The sequence below is a fragment of the Amycolatopsis aidingensis genome (assembly GCF_018885265.1).
Classification (GTDB): domain Bacteria; phylum Actinomycetota; class Actinomycetes; order Mycobacteriales; family Pseudonocardiaceae; genus Amycolatopsis; species Amycolatopsis aidingensis.
Map to the genome: position 1 here is coordinate 3,292,059 of NZ_CP076538.1, position 18,062 is coordinate 3,310,120.

12 protein-coding genes are annotated in these 18,062 nt (G+C 71.2%); 7 read left to right on the forward strand and 5 right to left on the reverse strand.

The genetic code is table 11. The features are described 5' to 3' along the window. Positions 1 to 32: 32 nt before the first annotated feature. Positions 33 to 3,122 carry an NACHT domain-containing protein gene (locus tag KOI47_RS15495; protein ID WP_216216661.1) on the reverse strand — a complete coding sequence of 1,030 codons (3,090 nt, stop codon included), beginning with the start codon at positions 3,120 to 3,122 and terminating at the stop codon, positions 33 to 35. A gap of 31 nt (positions 3,123 to 3,153) precedes the next feature. Then, positions 3,154 to 3,915 (reverse strand): DeoR/GlpR family DNA-binding transcription regulator, encoded by a 762-nt coding sequence (locus KOI47_RS15500; protein ID WP_216216662.1) that lies wholly within the window; start codon positions 3,913 to 3,915, stop codon positions 3,154 to 3,156. A 216-nt stretch (positions 3,916 to 4,131) separates the two neighbouring features. Between KOI47_RS15500 and KOI47_RS15505 the strand changes: the two genes are divergently transcribed. From KOI47_RS15505 to KOI47_RS15520, 4 genes are all read left to right on the forward strand, one after another. Next, on the forward strand, positions 4,132 to 4,350 hold the full coding sequence (locus KOI47_RS15505; RefSeq protein ID WP_232376759.1) for a DUF5988 family protein: 219 nt from the start codon (positions 4,132 to 4,134) through the stop codon (positions 4,348 to 4,350). A gap of 207 nt (positions 4,351 to 4,557) precedes the next feature. Further along, positions 4,558 to 5,502 carry a 1-phosphofructokinase family hexose kinase gene (locus KOI47_RS15510; protein WP_216216663.1) on the forward strand — a complete coding sequence of 315 codons (945 nt, stop codon included), beginning with the start codon at positions 4,558 to 4,560 and terminating at the stop codon, positions 5,500 to 5,502. 149 nt (positions 5,503 to 5,651) lie between these two features. Further along, entirely contained in the window at positions 5,652 to 8,495 is a 2,844-nt protein-coding gene (locus tag KOI47_RS15515; protein WP_216216664.1) for an AAA family ATPase, read from the forward strand. Positions 8,496 to 8,655: 160 nt separating this feature from the next. Then, positions 8,656 to 9,324, forward strand: a complete 669-nt coding sequence (locus KOI47_RS15520) for a LuxR C-terminal-related transcriptional regulator (protein ID WP_216216665.1) — start codon at positions 8,656 to 8,658, stop codon at positions 9,322 to 9,324. A 31-nt stretch (positions 9,325 to 9,355) separates the two neighbouring features. Here the strand turns inward: KOI47_RS15520 and KOI47_RS15525 are convergent, their stop codons facing one another. Together KOI47_RS15525 and KOI47_RS15530 are read right to left on the reverse strand one after the other, a co-directional pair. Further along, positions 9,356 to 10,414 (reverse strand): DegT/DnrJ/EryC1/StrS family aminotransferase, encoded by a 1,059-nt coding sequence (locus KOI47_RS15525; RefSeq protein ID WP_216216666.1) that lies wholly within the window; start codon positions 10,412 to 10,414, stop codon positions 9,356 to 9,358. Positions 10,415 to 10,475: 61 nt separating this feature from the next. Then, complete coding sequence (locus tag KOI47_RS15530; protein WP_216216667.1) at positions 10,476 to 11,810, reverse strand: glycosyltransferase; 1,335 nt, start codon at positions 11,808 to 11,810, stop codon at positions 10,476 to 10,478. A 549-nt stretch (positions 11,811 to 12,359) separates the two neighbouring features. Here KOI47_RS15530 and KOI47_RS15535 point away from each other — a divergent pair. Then, the gene (locus tag KOI47_RS15535) at positions 12,360 to 14,882 is read left to right on the forward strand and encodes an AAA family ATPase (protein WP_216216668.1); all 2,523 of its coding nucleotides are present in this window, start codon (positions 12,360 to 12,362) and stop codon (positions 14,880 to 14,882) included. Positions 14,883 to 14,934: 52 nt separating this feature from the next. Further along, the gene (locus KOI47_RS15540) at positions 14,935 to 15,612 is read left to right on the forward strand and encodes a helix-turn-helix transcriptional regulator (RefSeq protein WP_216216669.1); all 678 of its coding nucleotides are present in this window, start codon (positions 14,935 to 14,937) and stop codon (positions 15,610 to 15,612) included. A 28-nt stretch (positions 15,613 to 15,640) separates the two neighbouring features. On the opposite strand, the gene KOI47_RS15545 is transcribed toward KOI47_RS15540, so the two are convergent. Next, positions 15,641 to 16,669: a GDP-mannose 4,6-dehydratase gene (locus tag KOI47_RS15545; RefSeq protein WP_216216670.1), complete on the reverse strand. Its 1,029-nt coding sequence runs from the start codon at positions 16,667 to 16,669 to the stop codon at positions 15,641 to 15,643. Positions 16,670 to 16,834: 165 nt separating this feature from the next. On the opposite strand from KOI47_RS15545, the gene KOI47_RS15550 reads away from it, so the two are divergent. Beyond that, a complete protein-coding gene (locus KOI47_RS15550) occupies positions 16,835 to 18,028 on the forward strand; it encodes a cytochrome P450 (protein ID WP_232376760.1) in 1,194 nt (397 codons plus the stop codon). The last annotated feature ends 34 nt before the right edge of the window (positions 18,029 to 18,062 follow it).

Here is an 18,062-nt window from a genome sequence, read left to right on the forward strand (position 1 = left end):
CCGGCTGCCAGGGACCGGTGCCGTCGATCCGGTCAGAACCGCTGGATCTCGGATCCGGAGCCGAGTTCGGAGAGTCCGCGGACCGTTTGACCCCGGTTCACCAGAATCCGCAACTGGCGGCCTGTCAGCGGGGCGAGATCCAGGCCGTGACCGCAGTCGCGCAGGTCCAGCCGTCCCAGCCGGGGCAGCCGGGCGAGTGCACCGATATCGATCCGGGCCCGGCAACCACGCAGGCCGAGAGACTGCAAACTCGTCAGTGCGGTGATGGCCCCGAGATCCGCGTGCTCGGCGAGGTTGGTGATCTCCAGTCGGGTCAGGCCGGTGATCGCGGCCAGGAAGTCCAGGTCCGCCATCGGCTCGCCAGGGCTGAGCACCAGCTCCGCGACCGATGGTAATCCGGCCAGTGTGGACAATCCGGTGAACCGGCCCGCACAGTTGAGGTTGAGGTAGCCCAGATGGGGTTGCCCGGCCAGGGGAGCCAGGTCGCAGTCGCCGGTGACGCCGGCCAGCAGCCCGTGCAGGTTCCGCGTTCCGGCGAACACGCTCAGGTCGTCCAGCCGATCCGGGAGTAGCACGTGAACCTGCTCGACCTGACGAAACCGGTTCAGATAGGGCAGCCAGGCCGGTTCCCTGATGTCCACGCTGTGATCGAAGAACGGTGCCTCGGCGAGCACCCGCGCGGTGTACTCGTCGAGGTCGAAATACCTGGCACAGGTCATGAGCTCGTCCTGGACCTCCCAGCGTCGATCCCGCGCGTAACGGCGCAGCATGTCCAGGGCGCCGGGCTCGTTCGAGAGGGCCACGGTGCGCACCATGAGCACCGCGCTGAGCGGGGCCATGTCCTGCAGCCTCGTCGGCAGCGCCCGGAAAAGCGCGGACCCCACGGTGGCGAGGGTGTTCACCTCGTCGTAGCTGACCGGCGGCAGCAGTTCGGTCACGCACTGCTTGACGCGGGTGATCACCGTGGCTGAAACCTCGACGGCGATCTCGAGGCAGGCCGCGGCAAGCAACATCAACTGGCGGCGCTCGTTCATCTCCGGGGTGCGGTACAGGGCATAGGCGTTGTCGAGAATCCCGCTAAGCAGCCGATCCCGTTGCGGGGCCGTGGCGTGGGCGCAGGCCATCAGCACCGTCTCGCGCCAGAGATCGGAGCCCGCGTTGCTGATCAACATGTCGATGCTGTCGCGTTCCACAACCTCCTTCGCTGCCAGGAACTCCTGGAAGGTGCGGTGCACGAAGTCAACCCGGCCCAGTACCGGCTGCCGGAGCAGTCCGCTACGTTCGAGAAGGTAGGTGAGCACGTCCGCGGGCGGCTGGGTCACCCCCGGCATCGTGCCGATCTTGAGCCGCAGCTGGTAGATCGCTTCCTCGCGGGACATCTCGGTGCGCCGGTTCTCGTTGAGCCACCATGCCAGCGCGCGCAGCAGGGCTCGTTTCTCTACTGCGGTCAGCTGGATCTCGCTTCCCGCAAGCACCTGCTTCTCGGCGTCTCTGCGCTCTAGCAGCATGTCCAACGCCGCGTCGTACAAAGTCATCCTATCCCGGGGGAGATTGGCCCTGCGGTCCAGGTTCAATGCGCAGATCATGGCGCACAGCAACGGATTGCGGGCCAGGGAGCGCAGGTGCGGCCGGGCGGCGAGATGCGCCAGCAAGGACCGCTGGTGTTTCGGCACATCCGCTCGTGGGCAGGGCAGGACCATCGCCTGGCCGCCCGAGGAGTCCAGCAGGGCGCTGTGCCACCTGTCCACGAACACCCCGACGTCATCGGTCGTCATGGGCTCCAGGGTGGCCAGGTGGAACCGGTCCTTGGCGAACCAGCGCTCGATCAGGTCGGAGGGGCGCGAGGTCACCACGATCCGGCTCTCGGGGTAGCGCGCGACGATCGTGCGCAGCCAGGACCGGACAGCTGCCCGGTCCTGCTCGGGTAGCTCGTCGACACCGTCGATCAGGAAGAGGGCCTCGCCCGCCTCGGCGGTCCGGCGTACCCAGCCCTCGGGAACGATCCCCCATTGCGGGGCGTTGGCATGCAGCAGGATTTCGTCGTCGTCCGGAAGCCGACGGTCGGCGAAGTCACGCAGCCGGATCAGGAACGGCACGAGGCCGTTCCAGGCACCGAGCGAGCCGAGGAACCGCTGCCGGACCGCGGTGACGGCCAGCCACTGCAGCAGTGTGCTCTTGCCTGCCCCGGCGTCGCCCTGGATGAGCACCCGTTGCTTGTGCCCGAGCGCGTCCTCGACCCGAACCACCTGTGAGCGCCGCTCGGCCGGGTCCAGCCGGTGCGAATCGGGCAGCGGGTTCTCTCGCACCCGCGACTCGGTACCGCCGGTGGTGGCTGTGAGGCTGAGGTAGGCAACGGTGAGGGTGACCGAGGGTTCGTAGTAGTTCGTTGTGATCCCCAGGACGTCCAGCCGATCGTAGAGCGAGCTCACCAGCTCGCCGTAGCGGTTGCGGAACTCCTCGTCGGCGCCGATGCCGGTGACGCGGTCGAGCGAGGCTACCGGGAGACGTTCCAGTACCTCGCCTATCTGCCTGGCGATTCCGGATAACCTGGACAGGGTCTCCACCGCAGCGCGGGGCTGGAACTCGGGCAGCTCGCGGACCAGGTGGGCGAGGTAGTAGCAGGTCTGGTCGAGCACAAGGCCGAACAGTTCGGCGGCGGCCTCGGACAGCGCTGCCTGGCGGGCCACCAGCGGCACCTGGAACCGAATCTCCCTGGCCAGCGCGACGGGGTCGAGATCGAGGCGGAATATGGTTTCGTCGGAGAGTTCGGCCTCCTCGATGGCATCCGCCACTGCGATGAGCGCGGCGATCCGTTCCTCGTCCGCCAGCCCGGGAAACTCCCGCTCGCACAGTGGCAGGAGCCGCTCGCTCACCTGATCCTCGATCTCCTCGATCCGGCGGCGGAACTCCCTGCGATGTCGAAGCAGCGGGTAGCGGTGGGCGATCAGCTCGGTCAGGTCGCTGCCGCGCCGCTGGTCGGCGCTGCGGCCGTTCAGCCACGCCCGCGCCGCGCGGCCGGCCATGGTGCCACCGATCTTGAGAAGTGCCTCTTCCAGCCCGACGATGACGTCCTCCCTCGGTGCGCCGACCCGCGCCCGGTTCTGGCTCCGGAGTGTTACCAATCTTAGCCGCGCCGTGCCGGTGCGGGACGGGTCAGACCGTGATGGTGCGCGGCCCGGCGTTGGCGATCTCCTCCAGCGTCGCGGGGTCGACATCGCTGTCGGTGATGAAGGTGTCGATGTCCTTGAGTTCCGCGAAGCGGGTGAAACAGTCATTGCCGACCTTGGTGTGGTCGGCCAGCAGCACGCAGCGCCTGCTGCTGGCGATGGCCGCGCGTTTGATCATGGCTTCGGCGGCGTCCGGCGTGGTCAGGCCGCGTTCGGCGGAGATGCCGTTGGTGGCGATGAACGCGACGTCGACGAAGGTCGCGTCGAGTGCCTGCAGGGCCCAGGCGTCCACGGTGGCGAGGGTGCGGCTGCGCAGCCGCCCGCCGACCAGCATCAGGGTCAGGTTCGGCCGGGCGGCGAGGCTCAGCGCGATGTTGACCGAGTGTGTGACCACGGTCAGTTCCCGGTCGTTGGGCAGCTCATCGGCCAGCCGGGCGGTGGTGGACCCGGCGTCGAGCAGGATGCTGCCCTCGGCCGGAAGTTCGGCGAGCGCCGCCTTGGCGATGCGGACCTTCTCGGTCATCATCACGCCCTCGCGGGTGGCGAGGGCGGGTTCGAAGCCAAGCCGTTCCACCGGAATCGCCCCACCGTGCACCCGCCGGAGCACGCCGTGCCGTTCCAGGATGGTGAGGTCGCGGCGGATCGTCTCGGTGGTCACGGTGAACTCGTCGGCGAGCGCGGTGACGTCCACCCTGCCATTGGCACGGGCTCGTTCGAGGATCACCTGCTGCCGCTCCTCGGCATACACCCCGATCGCTCCTTCCAGCCGTGCTGATCGTATCGGGCGGTGTGGCCCCGGTGCACGGGTGACTCGCCGTCGGCCGCCACGCCCGCCGAGGTCGTAGTGGCCGGGAACTGGCGAAAACACCAGTACCGCAGTCGGAACAATTCGGTTCCGGGCCGGCTCATCGGCGGTCGCGGGTGACGGCCCGGGATTCGGCAGGAGCAAGTGCGACATGAGGAGATGGTCGCCGTGGCCGGTGTGCGAGTCGTGCTTTCGGGTGGTCCCGCGCGGTTGCCCCAGTCGGTGCGCGTGCAGGAGGTAAATGATCTGACCGAGAAGGTGAAGATTGTTTTCGCCTCTGGGTACGAGCACTTCACCGACAGTGGGGAAATGGTGGAAATCGACGGGGACCGGCTGCCCGTTTTCGAATGGTGTGGCCGGACGATGATGGCGGAGTGACCGCGGGCTCGCCCCCGTGGCCGGGCGGGCGCACTAGCCCGGGGCACGTGCCCGGATCCCAACAGATACAACACAAAACCAGATAAGCAGTAGTGAAACCCTTGCAAGCAGAAGGTAGCGTGCCCTACCGTGCTCAGTTGAGCGCGAGTGTGCGCATGCTGCCCGTGGGGTGCGTACTCCGAACGGTGCGAGGCAAGGGGCGGATGCATGATCGTGACGGTGACCCTGAACCCGAGCGTCGACCGGACGATCGAGGTGGAAGGGTTCCGGCGGGGCACCCTGCTGCGGGGCACCGGTGGCCAGGTCGAGTCCGGTGGCAAGGGCATCAATGTGACGAAGGCGCTCTCGGCCAACCGGGTGGACTCGGTGGCGGTGCTCCCGGTCGGTGGTGCCGAGGGCAGGCACCTCGGCGATCTGCTTGCCGCCGAAGGGGTTCCGGCCGTCCTGGTGCCGGTGCGGCCGCCCACCCGGTCCAATGTCAGCGTGGTGGAGCCGGACGGCACGGTCACCAAGCTGAACGAGCGCGGCGGCGGCCTCTCCGGGCCGGAACTGGCCGCCATCCGCGACGCGGTCGTGGGCCACCTGCCCGGTGCGGCCTGGGTGGTGCTCGCCGGCAGCCTGCCTGCCGACGTCCCGGACACCAGCTACGGCGACGCGGTGCGCAGGCTGCGGGAGGCCGAGGTCCCGGTGGCGGTGGACACCAGTGGGAGCGCGCTGGTCGAGGCGATCAAGAACGGCCCGAACCTGGTCAAGCCGAATCTCGTCGAACTGGAGAGCGTGGTGCAGCGGCGGCTGGCGACCCTCGGCGAGGTGGTGGCGGCGGCACGCCTGGTGCAGGGGGCCGGTGCGGGCACGGTGCTGGCCAGCCTCGGCTCGGACGGGGCGGTGCTGGTCGAGCCGGACGGCCGGGCCTGGCACGGGGAGGCGGTCGCGGCCCGGTGCAGCGCGGTCGGTGCCGGGGACGCGCTGCTGGCCGGGTTTCTCGCCGCGGGTGCGGTCGGGCCGGACGCGCTGGGTGAGGGGCTGCGCTGGGCCGCGGCAGCGGTGTCGCTGCCGGGCAGCAGGATGCCGGAGCCGGACGACATCCAGCGGGTGCGGGTGCAGGTGCATCCGGAGTACGCGCCGCACCGGCGGCTGGTGGACCGCAGCTGACCAGCACCCAGCCAAACTAACATGAATCCAAGGAATCGGTTGTAAACCAACATCCACCTGCTTACACTCCGGATCCGGAGAAGCCGTTCTCGTGACTCGCTGCCCGGAGGATGCCGCGGCAGACGGCGATGGGAGGCGCGGCAACGGACATGGATGTTGATTTTCGTGGGTTCCTGCTGGAACGGGACCACGAGCTGGCCTGGGCGGCCGGGGCACTCGATGCTGCCGCGGCCGGAACGGGTGGGGTGGTCGTGATCGGCGGGCCACCCGGCGCCGGGCGGTCCGCGCTGCTGGACGCGCTCGCCGGGGCCGAGCAGGCCGCCCCGTTCCTGCCGCTGCGGGCGAACGGCTCCGCCGCGGAGGCCGACCATCCCCTCGGCCTCGCCCGGCAACTGCTGCGGCCGGTGCTCGGCACGGACCAGCGCCCCGAGCCGGAGGGCTGGCCGCGCGGAGCGGCGGGCCACGCGCGGCGGCTGCTCGCCGCCGTACCGGGCACGATGACCGACGCTCGCCGCGAGGTTCTGCTGCACGGGCTGCATGTGCTGATCGGCGAGCTGGGCAGGGACCGTCCGGTGCTGCTGCTCGCCGATGACCTGCAGTGGGCCGATCCGCCGTCGCTGCGCTGGCTCGGCTACCTCGCCAGACGGATCGTCCGGATGCCGATCCTCATCGCCTGCACCATCGCGGAGGACTGTGCGAGCACCGATCCCGCGCTGCTACGGGAGCTCGCGGCAACCGCCAGCCGCACCCTGCGGCCGGGCCCGCTGTCGCCGCCCAGCGTGCACCGGATGGCCGAGCGGGTGCTCGGCGGTGCCTGCTCGGAGGATCTCGTGCTGACCTGCCTGCGGGCGACCGGTGGCAACCCCGGTGCGCTGGTGGCGGTGCTGTCCGGCCTGCGGGATCGGCATCCCCGGCCCGCGCGGCGGTGGGCGGACGTGCCTGCCGAGACCGTCCAGGTGCTGTTGCGGGACTGGCGGATGGCCTGCCTCGCGGTGCAACCGGAACCCGTGCGTGCCCTCGCCGGGGCGGTGGCGGTGCTCGATACCGACGCGGGCCCGGAACTGCTGCGCGACCTCACCGGCATGACGAGGGAGGAGTACAAGTCGGCCATCCAGGCCATGGACCGGACCGGCCTGCTGGCAGGCACCGGCGCGCCGCGCCTGGCGCATTCCACCGTGCGGGCGGCGGTGATGGCCGAGCTGAGTGCCGAGGCGACCGGCCGCCTGCATGCCGGGGCCGCCCGGCTGTTGCACGAGGCCGGGTACCCCGCCGAGCGGGTGGCCGCACACGTACTGGCGGCCGGTGGCGGGCAGGGGCCCACCGAGCGCAAGGTGCTGCGCCGCGCGGCCGGCGCGGCCCTGGACCGGGGCGCCCCCGGCGAGGCCGTGCGGTACCTGCGTGCGGCGCTGGCCGAGGAGTCCCTGACCGGGCTCTCCAGGGCCCGCCTGCTGGTTGACCTCGCCGTGGCGGGGCGCGGGCTCGACCTCGCCACGGCGGCGCGGGACCTGGTGTCGGCCGTGCCGAGGCTGGGTTCCGCGGCCGAACGCGCCGCGGCCGCACTGTGGCTGCCCCCGGCGTTCGCCGCTACCGACCCCGCCGCCGGCGCGCTGCTGCGGCGGGTCGCGGGCGAGCAGGGCGTCGACCGCACCGGCATCGGCCCACCCGGCCGCGCGGACTCCTGCGGGCCGTCGGAGGCCGGGTGGCGGCTGGAGGCACGGCTGCGCTGGCTGGCCATCCAGGAACCCGCGCCGCCGTCGGAGTGCGCCACCCGGCTGCGATGGCTGCGGGACCAGGAGCCGGTGCTCGCCGACGGTGGGGGCCGCGAACTGCTGACGGTGCTCGCCTACCGGGCACTGCTGACCGGGACGCTGCCCGCGGCGGAGCTGGCGGATGTCCTCGACCGCGTGCTGGAGCGGGAACCGGCGAACGCGGCGCACACCTACACCGCCCTGCCCGCGCTGGCCCACCTCGCGGCCGGGACGGACTCGGTGACCGCCCTGTCCGGCTGGCTGGACCTGGCCGCGATCGCCGTGGCACAGCAGGAGTCCGCGGGCGCGCGGGCGGTGGTCAACGCCGAGCGGGCGGTGCTGCTGGCCGGGACCGGGCACCTTGCAGGCGCCAGGGACCTCGCGGAAGGCGTGCTGGACGGGGCCGATCCTGCCTGGCCGGAGGCCACCACCCTGGCGGTGCTGGCGCTGGCGACGGTCGCCCTGCGGACCATGGACCCCGAACCCGGCCCGCGGATCCGGCTGGCCGTGCGGCACTCCGGCGACCTGCGGGCGATCACCGCGGACCGCATGGTGCGCGGGATGGCGGACCTGGTGCGGGGCGACCCCCGGGCCGCGCTGGACCGGTTCCTCGACTGCGGGCGGCAGCTGGCCTGCTACCAATGGGCGGGCCCCGCTTTCTCCTGGTGGCGCTGCTGGGCCGCGGCCGCCCAGCAGCGGCTCGGCGATTCCGCCGCCGCGCTCGCGCTGGCCGATGCGCAGTACCAGGCGGCGCTGGCCTGGGGCAGCCCGATGGCCGTCGGGCAGGCGCTGCGCCTGCGCGGCACCCTGACCGAGGGTGCGGCCGGGATCGAACTGCTGCGCGAGGCCGTGACAGTGCTGCGCGCCTCCGCCGACCAGATCGAGCTTGGCGCGGCGATCCTGACGCTGGGCAGGCGGCTGGACGCCACCGCGGCGCCAGGGGCCGCCCGCCTGCTGGCCGAGTCCGACCGGATCGCGGCCGACCGCGGCGCCCGCTGGCTGGAACCGGCCCGGCCCGGCGCGGTCACCTTCCCGGTACCGCGGATCACCCCGGCCGGGCGCGGCGCACTGACCGGCACCGAGGACGCCGTGGTCGAACTGGTGCTGCGCGGCTGGAGCAACCAGCGGGTCGCGGACGACCTCGGGGTCACCCGGCGAGCGGTGGAGAAGAACCTGACCCGGGTGTACCGGAAACTCGGTGTGTCCGGGCGGGCCGGGCTGATCGGCAGGCTGGGTGCGGGGTGATGGTGCCGGTACCGAACGCCATCCCCCTGCGGGGTCCGCATCCTCCGAACCAGTACCGGGGAAACCCGCAGTGTTGGCGCGATCCCGGCGCCGCGCCCGGATCTCTTTCCTATGCTCACCTGAACGATCCGACCTTGAACAAGATACGAGGAGCGGTCGAATGACGGACGAGAACCTGGACCCCACGCCTGCCCCCGAACTTCCCGGCGGCAACGGGGTGTTCCGGGCCTTCTTCGACCGGACCGGAATTCGTGCGGCCAATCTGGACGATCAGCTCCGGGTGGTCGAGGCGAGCGTCGACTTCGGCAAGGAGTTCGGCGTCTCGGTACCGTCCCTGCGCGGCGAGCCGCTGCCGGACCTGCTGCACCCCAGCGTGCGCGGCAGTGTGGCGCAGCAGTTCAGCTGGCTGGCCGAGGGGCAGCGGCCACGGTTCGTGGAACGGGTGCTGGCGATGCGCTCCGGCAACTCGGTGTTCGGCGGGGAGCTGACCGGCTTCGCCGTGTACGGCCCCGCGGGCCAGGTGGACAGCCTGATGGCGCTGCTACGGCCCGAGCAGGGGGATCGGGGCAACCATGTGGTGGTCGGCCGCAAGAAGCTGCTGACCGAACTGGACGCCCGCATTCTGGAGGGGGTGGCCGCGGGCGCCTCCACCGTGCAGCTGGCCGCGCTGGTCTATCTCAGCTGCGGCGGCGTGGAGTACCACCTCACGGCGCTACTGCGGATGATGAAGGTGCGCAACCGTTCCGCCCTGGTCGCCAAGGCGTTCTCGATGGGCCTGTTCGGCGTCGGCGGCTGGCCTCCCCGGGTGCTGCCGGAGTACGTGCACTGAGAGCCTGCCCCGGAACTGGGCCAGGGCGTCCTCACCCCGCGCGGTAGAACTCGCGGATCCGGCCGATGATGTGCTCCTGCTCGCTCACCGCCATCCCGACGTAGGTCGGCAGCAGCAACCCGTCCGTGGCGAACCGGGCGGCGTTCAGCGCGGGCCATTCCTGGTCGAAGTACGGCGGTTGCCTGCTCATCGGCTGGAAGAACGGCCGGGTCTCGATCCCGTCCTCGGCGAGGAACTCCCGCAGCTGCGGCATCCGGCTCGCCCGCAGATCGTAGGTCCACAGCACGTCCCGGGGCGGCATCAGGGTGAGCCCTGGCGTTCCCGCCAGTCCCTCGTCGTACCGGCGCTCGATCTCCGCGCGTTGCCGAAGCATCTCGTCGAGCCGTTCCAGCTGTGCGAGCGCCACGGCGGCCTGCATGTTCGTCATCCGGAAGTTGAAGCCGAGCTTCTTGTGCAGGAACCGGAGGTCGCGGGAGTAGGCCCAGCTGTGCAGGTGTGCCAGCTGACCGGCCAGCCGGGGGTCGTCGGTCAGGCAGATCCCGCCCTCCCCAGCAGTCATGATCTTGGTGGCGTCGAAGGAGAAGCAGGCGATGTCCGCCACCGGCCGGATGCCGTGCGCCTCGGCGGAATCCTCGACCACGCGAAGGTTGTAGTCGAAGGCGATCCGCATGATCTCGTCCATATCGCACTGCCTGCCGTAGATGTGCACCGGCATGATCACCTTGGTGCTAGCGGTGATCTTGTCTTCGACCGCGGAGACGTCGATGTTCAGGTCCGCGCCGCAGTCGACGAACACCGGGGTCGCGCCCACGTGGGTGACGGCCCAGGCGCAGGCGATCATCGTGAACTCGGGAACCAGTACCTCGTCGCCGGGGCCGATCCCCAGCGCGCGCAGCGCGAGCGCGAGTGCGGCGGTGCCCGAGGCGCAGGCGACACCGTGCCGCATGCCGTTGTAGGCGGCGAAATCTTGTTCCAGCCGTGGTACGTAGGCTCCATGCGAGGAGATCCAGCCCTCGTTGATCGCGTCGCTCACGTACGCCAGCTCGTTTCCGGCGAGGCTGGGCTTGGCAACCGGGTACTTCACAGTCATGGTTTCCTCGTTCGTCCTCGTCCGGGTGGTCCAGTGTGGTGCGATGTGCGGGCTGGGCCGGTCAGCCGAGTGCGGGCAGGGCCTGTAACAGGTCGGCGGCCGCCTCCCTCCCGCCCGCCGCGCGCATCAGGTTCCGGTAGTGCTCCGCGCGGGCGCGGAAGGTGCGGTCCCGCAGCACGCGGGTGAGTTTGCCGGTCACATCCTCCGGCACGAGGTCGTGCGGGTGGTCCAGCGTCAGGCTGACGCCCCGCTGCCTGCCGCGTACCGCCTGGTCCGGCCCGTCCGCCCACAATGGCCGGATGACCATCGGCTTGCCGTGCCGGAGGCTCTCGTGGAAACCGTTGCCGCCTCCATGCGTGAAGAACACCCGGACCTTGGGATGTGCCAGCACATCATGCTGGGACGGCACCCAGGACTCGATCCGGAGGTTGCCGGGGAGGCTCGCCGCCGGTGGTAAGAACTCCCGCTGCCCCGCGGGCAGCTTCCACAGGATCGAGTGCCTGCCGTCGAGCCTGCGCGCGACCTGCACCATCGACCGGACCTCGTGCGGGGCCAGCCTGGTGACCGTGCCGAGTCCCATGTAGACGACCGAGTCCTGCCGGTCCAGCCATGCGGTGAGCTCCCCGCCGTCCCCGGACGCCTCCGGCAGGGGCGGCAGCAGCGCGCCCACGGTGCGCAGGTGCGCCGGGTAGCGGAAGGGGTACTCCAGCTCCGGCAGCGAGTAACACAGGATCAGCTCCGCCCGCTCGGCCTTGGCAAGGAACCGTCGTGCCTGCGGCGCGATCCCGAGTTCCGCGCGGGTGCGGTGCTCCCGCGCCAGCACCCGGAGCATGCGCGGTTTGGCGAAGGTGGCCATCGTCCGTAGCTTGAACAACTGGTTGGCCAGTTGCTCGCGTGCGGTCATCGGGTAGGGCAGGCCGGAGTTCGGCGCCGGGAACCATGGCGAGGTGTGGCCCCGGCCGAACGGGACGTAGGTGGTCAGCCACACGCTGGGCAGGAACGTGGTGCTCAGCACGTAGGGGATCTTCTTGGTGATGGCCAGGTCGATCCCGTACTGGCACATGCTGTCGATCACCAGCAGCGCCGGCTGGATCTTGTCGGCGGCCGACTCCAGCGCGCGGTACTTGGCGGCCTGCAGGCTGGGATCGTAGCCCTGCTCGATCTGTGCCTGGTGCGCCTTGAAAAGGTCGGCCTGGGTGGCCGCCCGGTAGGTCCGCTCGTCCCAGGTCGCCGCCGATCGTTCCGGGATCGGCTCGCCGAGCGAGGCGAACTCGACCGGGTTGGTGGCGGAGATGCCCGCCACGTCCGCCCGCCGGTACTCGTCGGTGGCGAACCAGAGATCCGGCACCCCGCGGCGGGCGAGCTCGGCGGCCAGCACGCGCAGTGGGTTCATCATTCCGGGTTCCGGAAAACAGACGAAGAGGATCGGGCGGCGGGTGGACGTGGATTGGCTACCAGCCGTCACGGAACTGCCTTTCTCAGCCTGAGTCGATTCCGGGATCGCCGTAAAATGCGCCGCGAAACCCGGTCCCCGCGACCCTACGGGTCAAGGACTAGGGAATTGCCGGATTCTTGTGGTCACCCAGAGTGTCCAATCAGGCGGCATGTGAATCAATCAAGTAGTGACTTATAGTGATATGAATGTTACTAATAGTGGCGAATAGGTGGGGTTTCGGCTTGGCGTCGGATGTGACGGCCCGTGAAAACTCCTGTTCAAGCTAGCTTCGCCAAGTGGCTGCCAAACAGACACAGGTAAACCAACGCAAATCCCTTGCTAACCGACATCCGGGTACTTACACTTTCGTGTTACCTGGGCCACAGTCCCGCCGGGCCCTCCCGGTGCGGCAAATGGGGTGCGGCGTGGCCACGATTGCCAGCCGCCCGCGTGAAGAATGCTTTCAACAATCGCCGTTGGCCGGAAAACGATGGGGAGGCGGTGTCTGCTGTGTCTGCCGCGTCGGTGCCACCGGACCATGTCGCCCCGCTTGCCTGCCGGGACACGCGGCTGGACCCGTTGGAGCAGCGGGTGCGCGCGCTGGCGGCCCGGCGCGATTCGGCCGCGGTCACCCTGACCGGCCAGGGCGGCAGCGGCCGGACCACGCTGCTCGAACGCGCCGCCCGCACGGCACGGGAGCACGGCCTGACCGTCGCCCTCGCGCGATGCACCCCGGCCGAGGCGGAACTGCCCTATGGGGTGGTTTCGCAGCTGGCGGCCCAGTTGCGGCACCGGCCCGCGGGGCGGCCGTCCCTGGATGCGCTGAGCCGAGGCGGGCCGGACGGCGCGGCGGTGGCGGCGCTGTGCGCGGAGTTCCTCGACCTCGCCCGGCATGATCCGATGGTGCTCGCGGTGGACGACGCGCACTGGGCCGATCCGGCTTCCCGCCGCTGGCTGCGCGCACTCGCCGCCCGCCTCCGGCAGGCACCGCTGTTGCTGGTGCGGACGCTCGCGGCGGGAGCGGTTCCGGCCGACCGGTACCCACCGGGGATCGAGCAGATGCTCCCGATGCCCACGCCCGCCGCTGATGCGGCGTCGATGGCGACCGGCTCCGGGCAGGGAGATCGGGTGGTGCGGGCCGTGGACGGGCTGCCGCCGGACGCGCTGGCCCTGCTGCGCGCCATCGCGGTCGCCGGGGACGAGGTCGATCCCGCGCTGCCGCGCGCCCTCGCGCCGCCCCGTGTCCTGCCCGCTCCGGCCGTGCTCGAGCTGCTGACGAGCCTCGGCCTGGTGGCTGGGGCAGGACGACCGCGACCGAGCACGCCCGCGGTACGTACCCACGTGCTGGCCGCGATGCCCGCGGCGGAACGGGATCGGCTGGCCCGCCGCGCGGCGGACCTGGCACACCGGATGGCCCTGCCGGACGAGCAGGTCGCCGGCCTGCTGCTGGCCGCGCCGCCCGCGGGCACCGGATGGGGCGCGCGGCTGCTGCGCCGGGTCGCCTGCTCGGCCAGGAGGCGGGGCGAACCCGGCCACGCGGCGGCGCTGCTGAACCGCGCGCTGCGCGAGCGGCCCGGTGCCGAGCTGCGCAGGGACCTGCTGACCGAGCTCGCACTGATCGAGGCGCCCCGCGCCCCTGAGGCCGCAGCCCGCAGGCTGCGGCAGGTGCTGACCGAGGCCGGACCGGAGGCCGCGCTCGCACCACTGGTGCGGGCCGCGGACCTGCTGCAGGCGCTGGGCGAGGGGGCGGCGGCCCGGCAGGCCATCGCGGACGCCTGCGCGCGCAGGGCCCCCGGCGCGGCCGGGCCGCTGGCCGCCATCGGCCTGCTGGCGGCGGGGGACACCGTCACCGGCCCGGTGCTGCCGGAGCACCAGCTGCCCGCAATCACGGACCCGCAGCCCGACCCGGTGCGAGCGGGTGTGCTCGCCTGGCGGCTGGCGCTGCGCGGCGGCGGGCGAGCCCGGGCAGCCGAACTGGCCGGGACCGCGCTGTACCCGGCTGGCGGGGACCGGCCGTTCGGACCGCGGATTCACGCCTGCCGGGCGTTGCTGTACGCCGAGGAACCGGGCGAGGCCGTGCTGGGGCTGGAGCAGGTGCTACGGGAGGCGCGCGGCCAGGGCGCCGCGCTGCCCGCGGCGCTCGCGCTGCTCGAGCGGGCCCGGTGCGAGCTCGTCCGCGGCAACCTCGCGCTGGTGGCCGAGGACCTGGCCGCGGCACGCGCCCAGCTGCCCCCGGAGTCCTGGCCGCCCAGGGTGCTGCCCGACCTGCTCGCCATGCAGGCGAGCCTGCACCTTGCCAGGGACGAGGTGGAGGAGGCCGAGCGGGTGCTGGCCGCGCCGCTGCCTGCCGCCGCGGCCGAGGGCATCGGCTGGGCACACCTGCAGTACACCCTTGGCAGGCTGCGGATGGTGCTGGCCGACCCTGGCGCGGCGCTGCCCCGGTTCCTGGAATGCGGGCGCGCGTTGCTGTCGCGGAACTGCCACAACCCGGCGGTGTCGGCATGGCGTTCCCAGGCTGCGGCCGCGCAGACCGCGGCAGGCGAGCACGCCGCGGCCGATCGGCTGGTGCGCACCGCGGTCCGGCTGGCCCGGCGCTGGGGCGCCCCTGGAACCCACGGCGCGGTGCACCTGCTCGCCGCGGGTTCCGGCTGTGCCGCCCAGGAGGGTCACCTGCGTGCGGCGGTACCGCTGCTGCGTGCCTCGGCGGTGGCCCAGCCCCGGGTGGTGGCGCTGGCCGAATCGGCGCTGACCCTGATCGCGGCGGGGGATCGGCGCGGCGCCACCCTCGCGCTGGCCGCCGCGAGCCCCGGCGCGGTGCCCGTGCCCACCGGCGCACACGGCTCGCTGTCGGCGCAGGAGCGGCGGATCGCCGCCCTCGCGGCGGCGGGCTGGTCCACCGCGCGGATCGCCGGGCTGCTCTCGCTCGGCGGCCGCACCGTGGAGCAACGGCTCACCGGTGTCTACCGCAAGCTCGGGCTGCGCGGCCGGGCGCAGCTCGCCTCCACCTTCCACCCGGTGGCGATGGCCGGGTGAACGGATTATCGGGCCGGTTCGGCCGCAAGCCCGTACGGAGAGGAGTTCTGTCATGAGTGTTGTCGCCGAGCACGCCTCCTACACCACGGAATGCGCTCAGGTCTGGCGGCCGGAGACCGGCCGGGACGTGTTCCGCTCCTTCATCGAGCGTTCGGGTATCGGGTTCGCCCGGCTCGACCGGGGGACCAGGGTGGTGCGGGCCAACCCGGACTTCGCACGGCAGTTCGGGCGTTCGCAGGACGACCTGTGTGGCCGGGAACTGTGCGAGCTGCTGCATCCCGACGCGCGGGACCGGGTCGCGCTGCGGCTGGCCGCGTTGACCGGGGACGTGCGGGGGCGGTTCACCGAGCGATCGGTCACCGTGCGCCGCGGCGGCACCGCCGAGCTGACCGGCCTCGCGGTACCCGACCACAGTGGCCGGTTCGAGGGCGTACTGGTACTCGTGGAACCGGAGAGCCGGGACGCCGACACCCGGCAGGCCGCCGGGCGCAAACAACTGCTCAGCGAGGTGGACGCCCGGATCGTCGAGGGCATCGCCGCCGGGGTGTCCACCGTGCAGCTCGCCGCCCGGCTGTACCTCAGCCGCGGCGGGATCGAGTACCACGTGACGAACCTGCTGCGCCGGTTCAAGGTGAAGAACCGGCCCGCGCTCATCTCCAAGGCCTACTCCATGGGCGTGTTCCGCGCGGGGTCCTGGCCGCCGCGGGTGCTGCCGGACTTCGTCAAGTAGCTCCGGAGGAGGTGCCGCGCCCGCCGCCTCACCAGGCGGGCGCGAGGGGTGGCCTGGCCCGCGACCGTTCCCTGCCGGTCTCCCGCAGGTCCTCCTCCACCATCAGCCGGATCAGTTCCTCGAAGCTGGTGCTGCTGCGCCAGCCGAGCTCATCGCCCGCGCTGGCCGGATCTGCGCACAGCGTGTCCACTTCGGCCGGACGTACCAGCGCGGAGTCCACGACGACGTGGTCACGCCAGTTCATCCCGGCCGCGTCGAAGGCGACCTCCAGTACGTCTCGCACCGTGTGCATCCGGCCGGTGCCGATCACGTAGTCGGTGGGCGTTTCCCGCTGCAGCATCAGATGCATGGCCCGCACGTAGTCCCGCGCGTAGCCCCAGTCCCTGCGCGCCTCGAGGTTGCCGAGGTGCAGCTTCTCCTGCCTGCCGTGCCGGATGTTGGCCACCGCCAGGGTGATCTTGCGGGTGACGAAATGCGGCCCGCGGCGGGGCGACTCGTGGTTGAACAGGATCCCGGACACCCCATGCATGCCGAAGGACTCCCGGTAGTTGCGGGTGATGAAGTGCCCGTAGGTCTTGGCCACCCCGTACGGGCTCCGCGGGTGCAGGCGGGTCGCCTCGTGCTGCGGGGTCTCGGCGACCTTGCCGAACATCTCGGAGGAGGAAGCCTGGTAGAACCGGATCTGGCCGTCGGCGGTGCGCGAGGTGTCCAGGCCGCAGACCGTGCGGATGGCGTCCAGCATGCGCAGCACCCCGGTGCCGTTGACATCGGTGGTCAGCTTCGGTTGCTGCCAGGACAGCGGCACGAACGACATCGCGCCGAGGTTGTAGACCTCGTCGGGCTGTGCGATGTCCACCGCGGCCACCAGGCTGCCCTCGTCGGTCAGGTCACCGCGCACGAACGACACCTCGCCTGCCAGATGCCCGATCCTGGACCGCTGCGGGTCGGACTGGCCCCTGATCATGCCCCACACCTGGTACCCGAGCTCGAGCAGGTGTTCGGCGAGATAGGAACCATCCTGCCCGGTGATGCCGGTGATCAAAGCACGTTTGGACACGAATTCCCCTTCCGCGCAGGTTTCGCCATTGAACGTCTTCCGGACTGGGGAATTCCCGCGACGGCGCCGGCCCTTCCGCGGCAGGCACTAGGGATTTCCCGACCGCGCTTGCACGAGACTCGGCTGCTGCCGGCTGAGCTGTGACGAGAGAAGGTAGGACGAGTCATGACCGTGTCGGAGGATCTGCCCACCCTGGAAGCCCTGCGTTCGCCCGCGCTCGGGGACAACCCGCACCTGCGCAGGATGCAGGCGGAGAAGCCGCTCTGGCGGGTGCGCACGGCCACGGGCGACGAGGGCTGGCTGGTGCTCGGGCACTCCGAGATCAAGCAGCTGATGCTCGACCCCAGGCTCGGCCGCACGCACCCGAACCCGGAGCAGGCGGCGCAGGCCGCCAAGAACCCGATCTTCGAGCTGATCGCGTCCACCGGCGCGGGCAGCGATCCGCACGAGATGCACCAGCAGGTACGGGCCCTGCTCATCCCGTACTTCACCAGCAAGCGGATGAAGGAGCTGCGCCAGGGGATCGAGCGCATCGTGCATGAGGCCGTGGACGAGCTGCTCACCATGACCCCGCCGGTGGACCTGCAACCCGCGTTCTCCCTTCCGGTGCCGCTGCGCGTGCTGTGCGAGCTGATGGGGGTGCCCGAGGAGGAGCGGGACCAGCTGGCCGTGTTGCTGGACGGGATGCACGGCACCGGGGAGAACTCCTCGGCCGAGGGGGCGGCTGCCTTCTTCGCTTACCTTTCCGACCTGGTGGACCGCAAGCGGGCGGATCCGGGGGACGACCTGATCTCGGGGATCTGCCCCCAGCTGGAGAACAACCAGCTCGTGGTGGTGATCGTGTGCCTGCTGCTGTTCGCGGGGCACGAGAGCATCGCCACCCATATCGGCAACGGGATGGCCCGCCTGCTCACCCGGCCGGACCTGCGCGAGGCCGTCACCGGCGACCCGGAGCTGATGCACACCGCGGTCGAGGAGATGTTGCGCACGGCCAACTTCGGCGGCGGCTGGCAGCCGCACTACGCGCTGGAGGACATCGAGCTGTGCGGGGAGAAGATCAGCGCGGGTGACCTGGTGCTGCCCGACTTCGCGATGGCCAACTTCGACCCCCGCTCCTTCGCCGAGCCGGAACGGGTGGATTTCCACCGCACCCCGAATCCGCACCTCACCTTCGCGCACGGCGCCTGGTACTGCATCGGCGCCCCGCTGGCCCGGCTGGAGCTGAACATCGCGTTCACCGCGCTGCTGACCAGGATCCCGACCCTGCGGCTGACCGTGGAGCCGGAGGAGCTGACCGATCCGGAGAAGGTGCGGACGCGGCTGTCGGCGACCCTGGCCTGGCTGCCGGTGGCCTGGTGACCGGCGCGGCGGTGGGTACGGCACAAGCACAGTC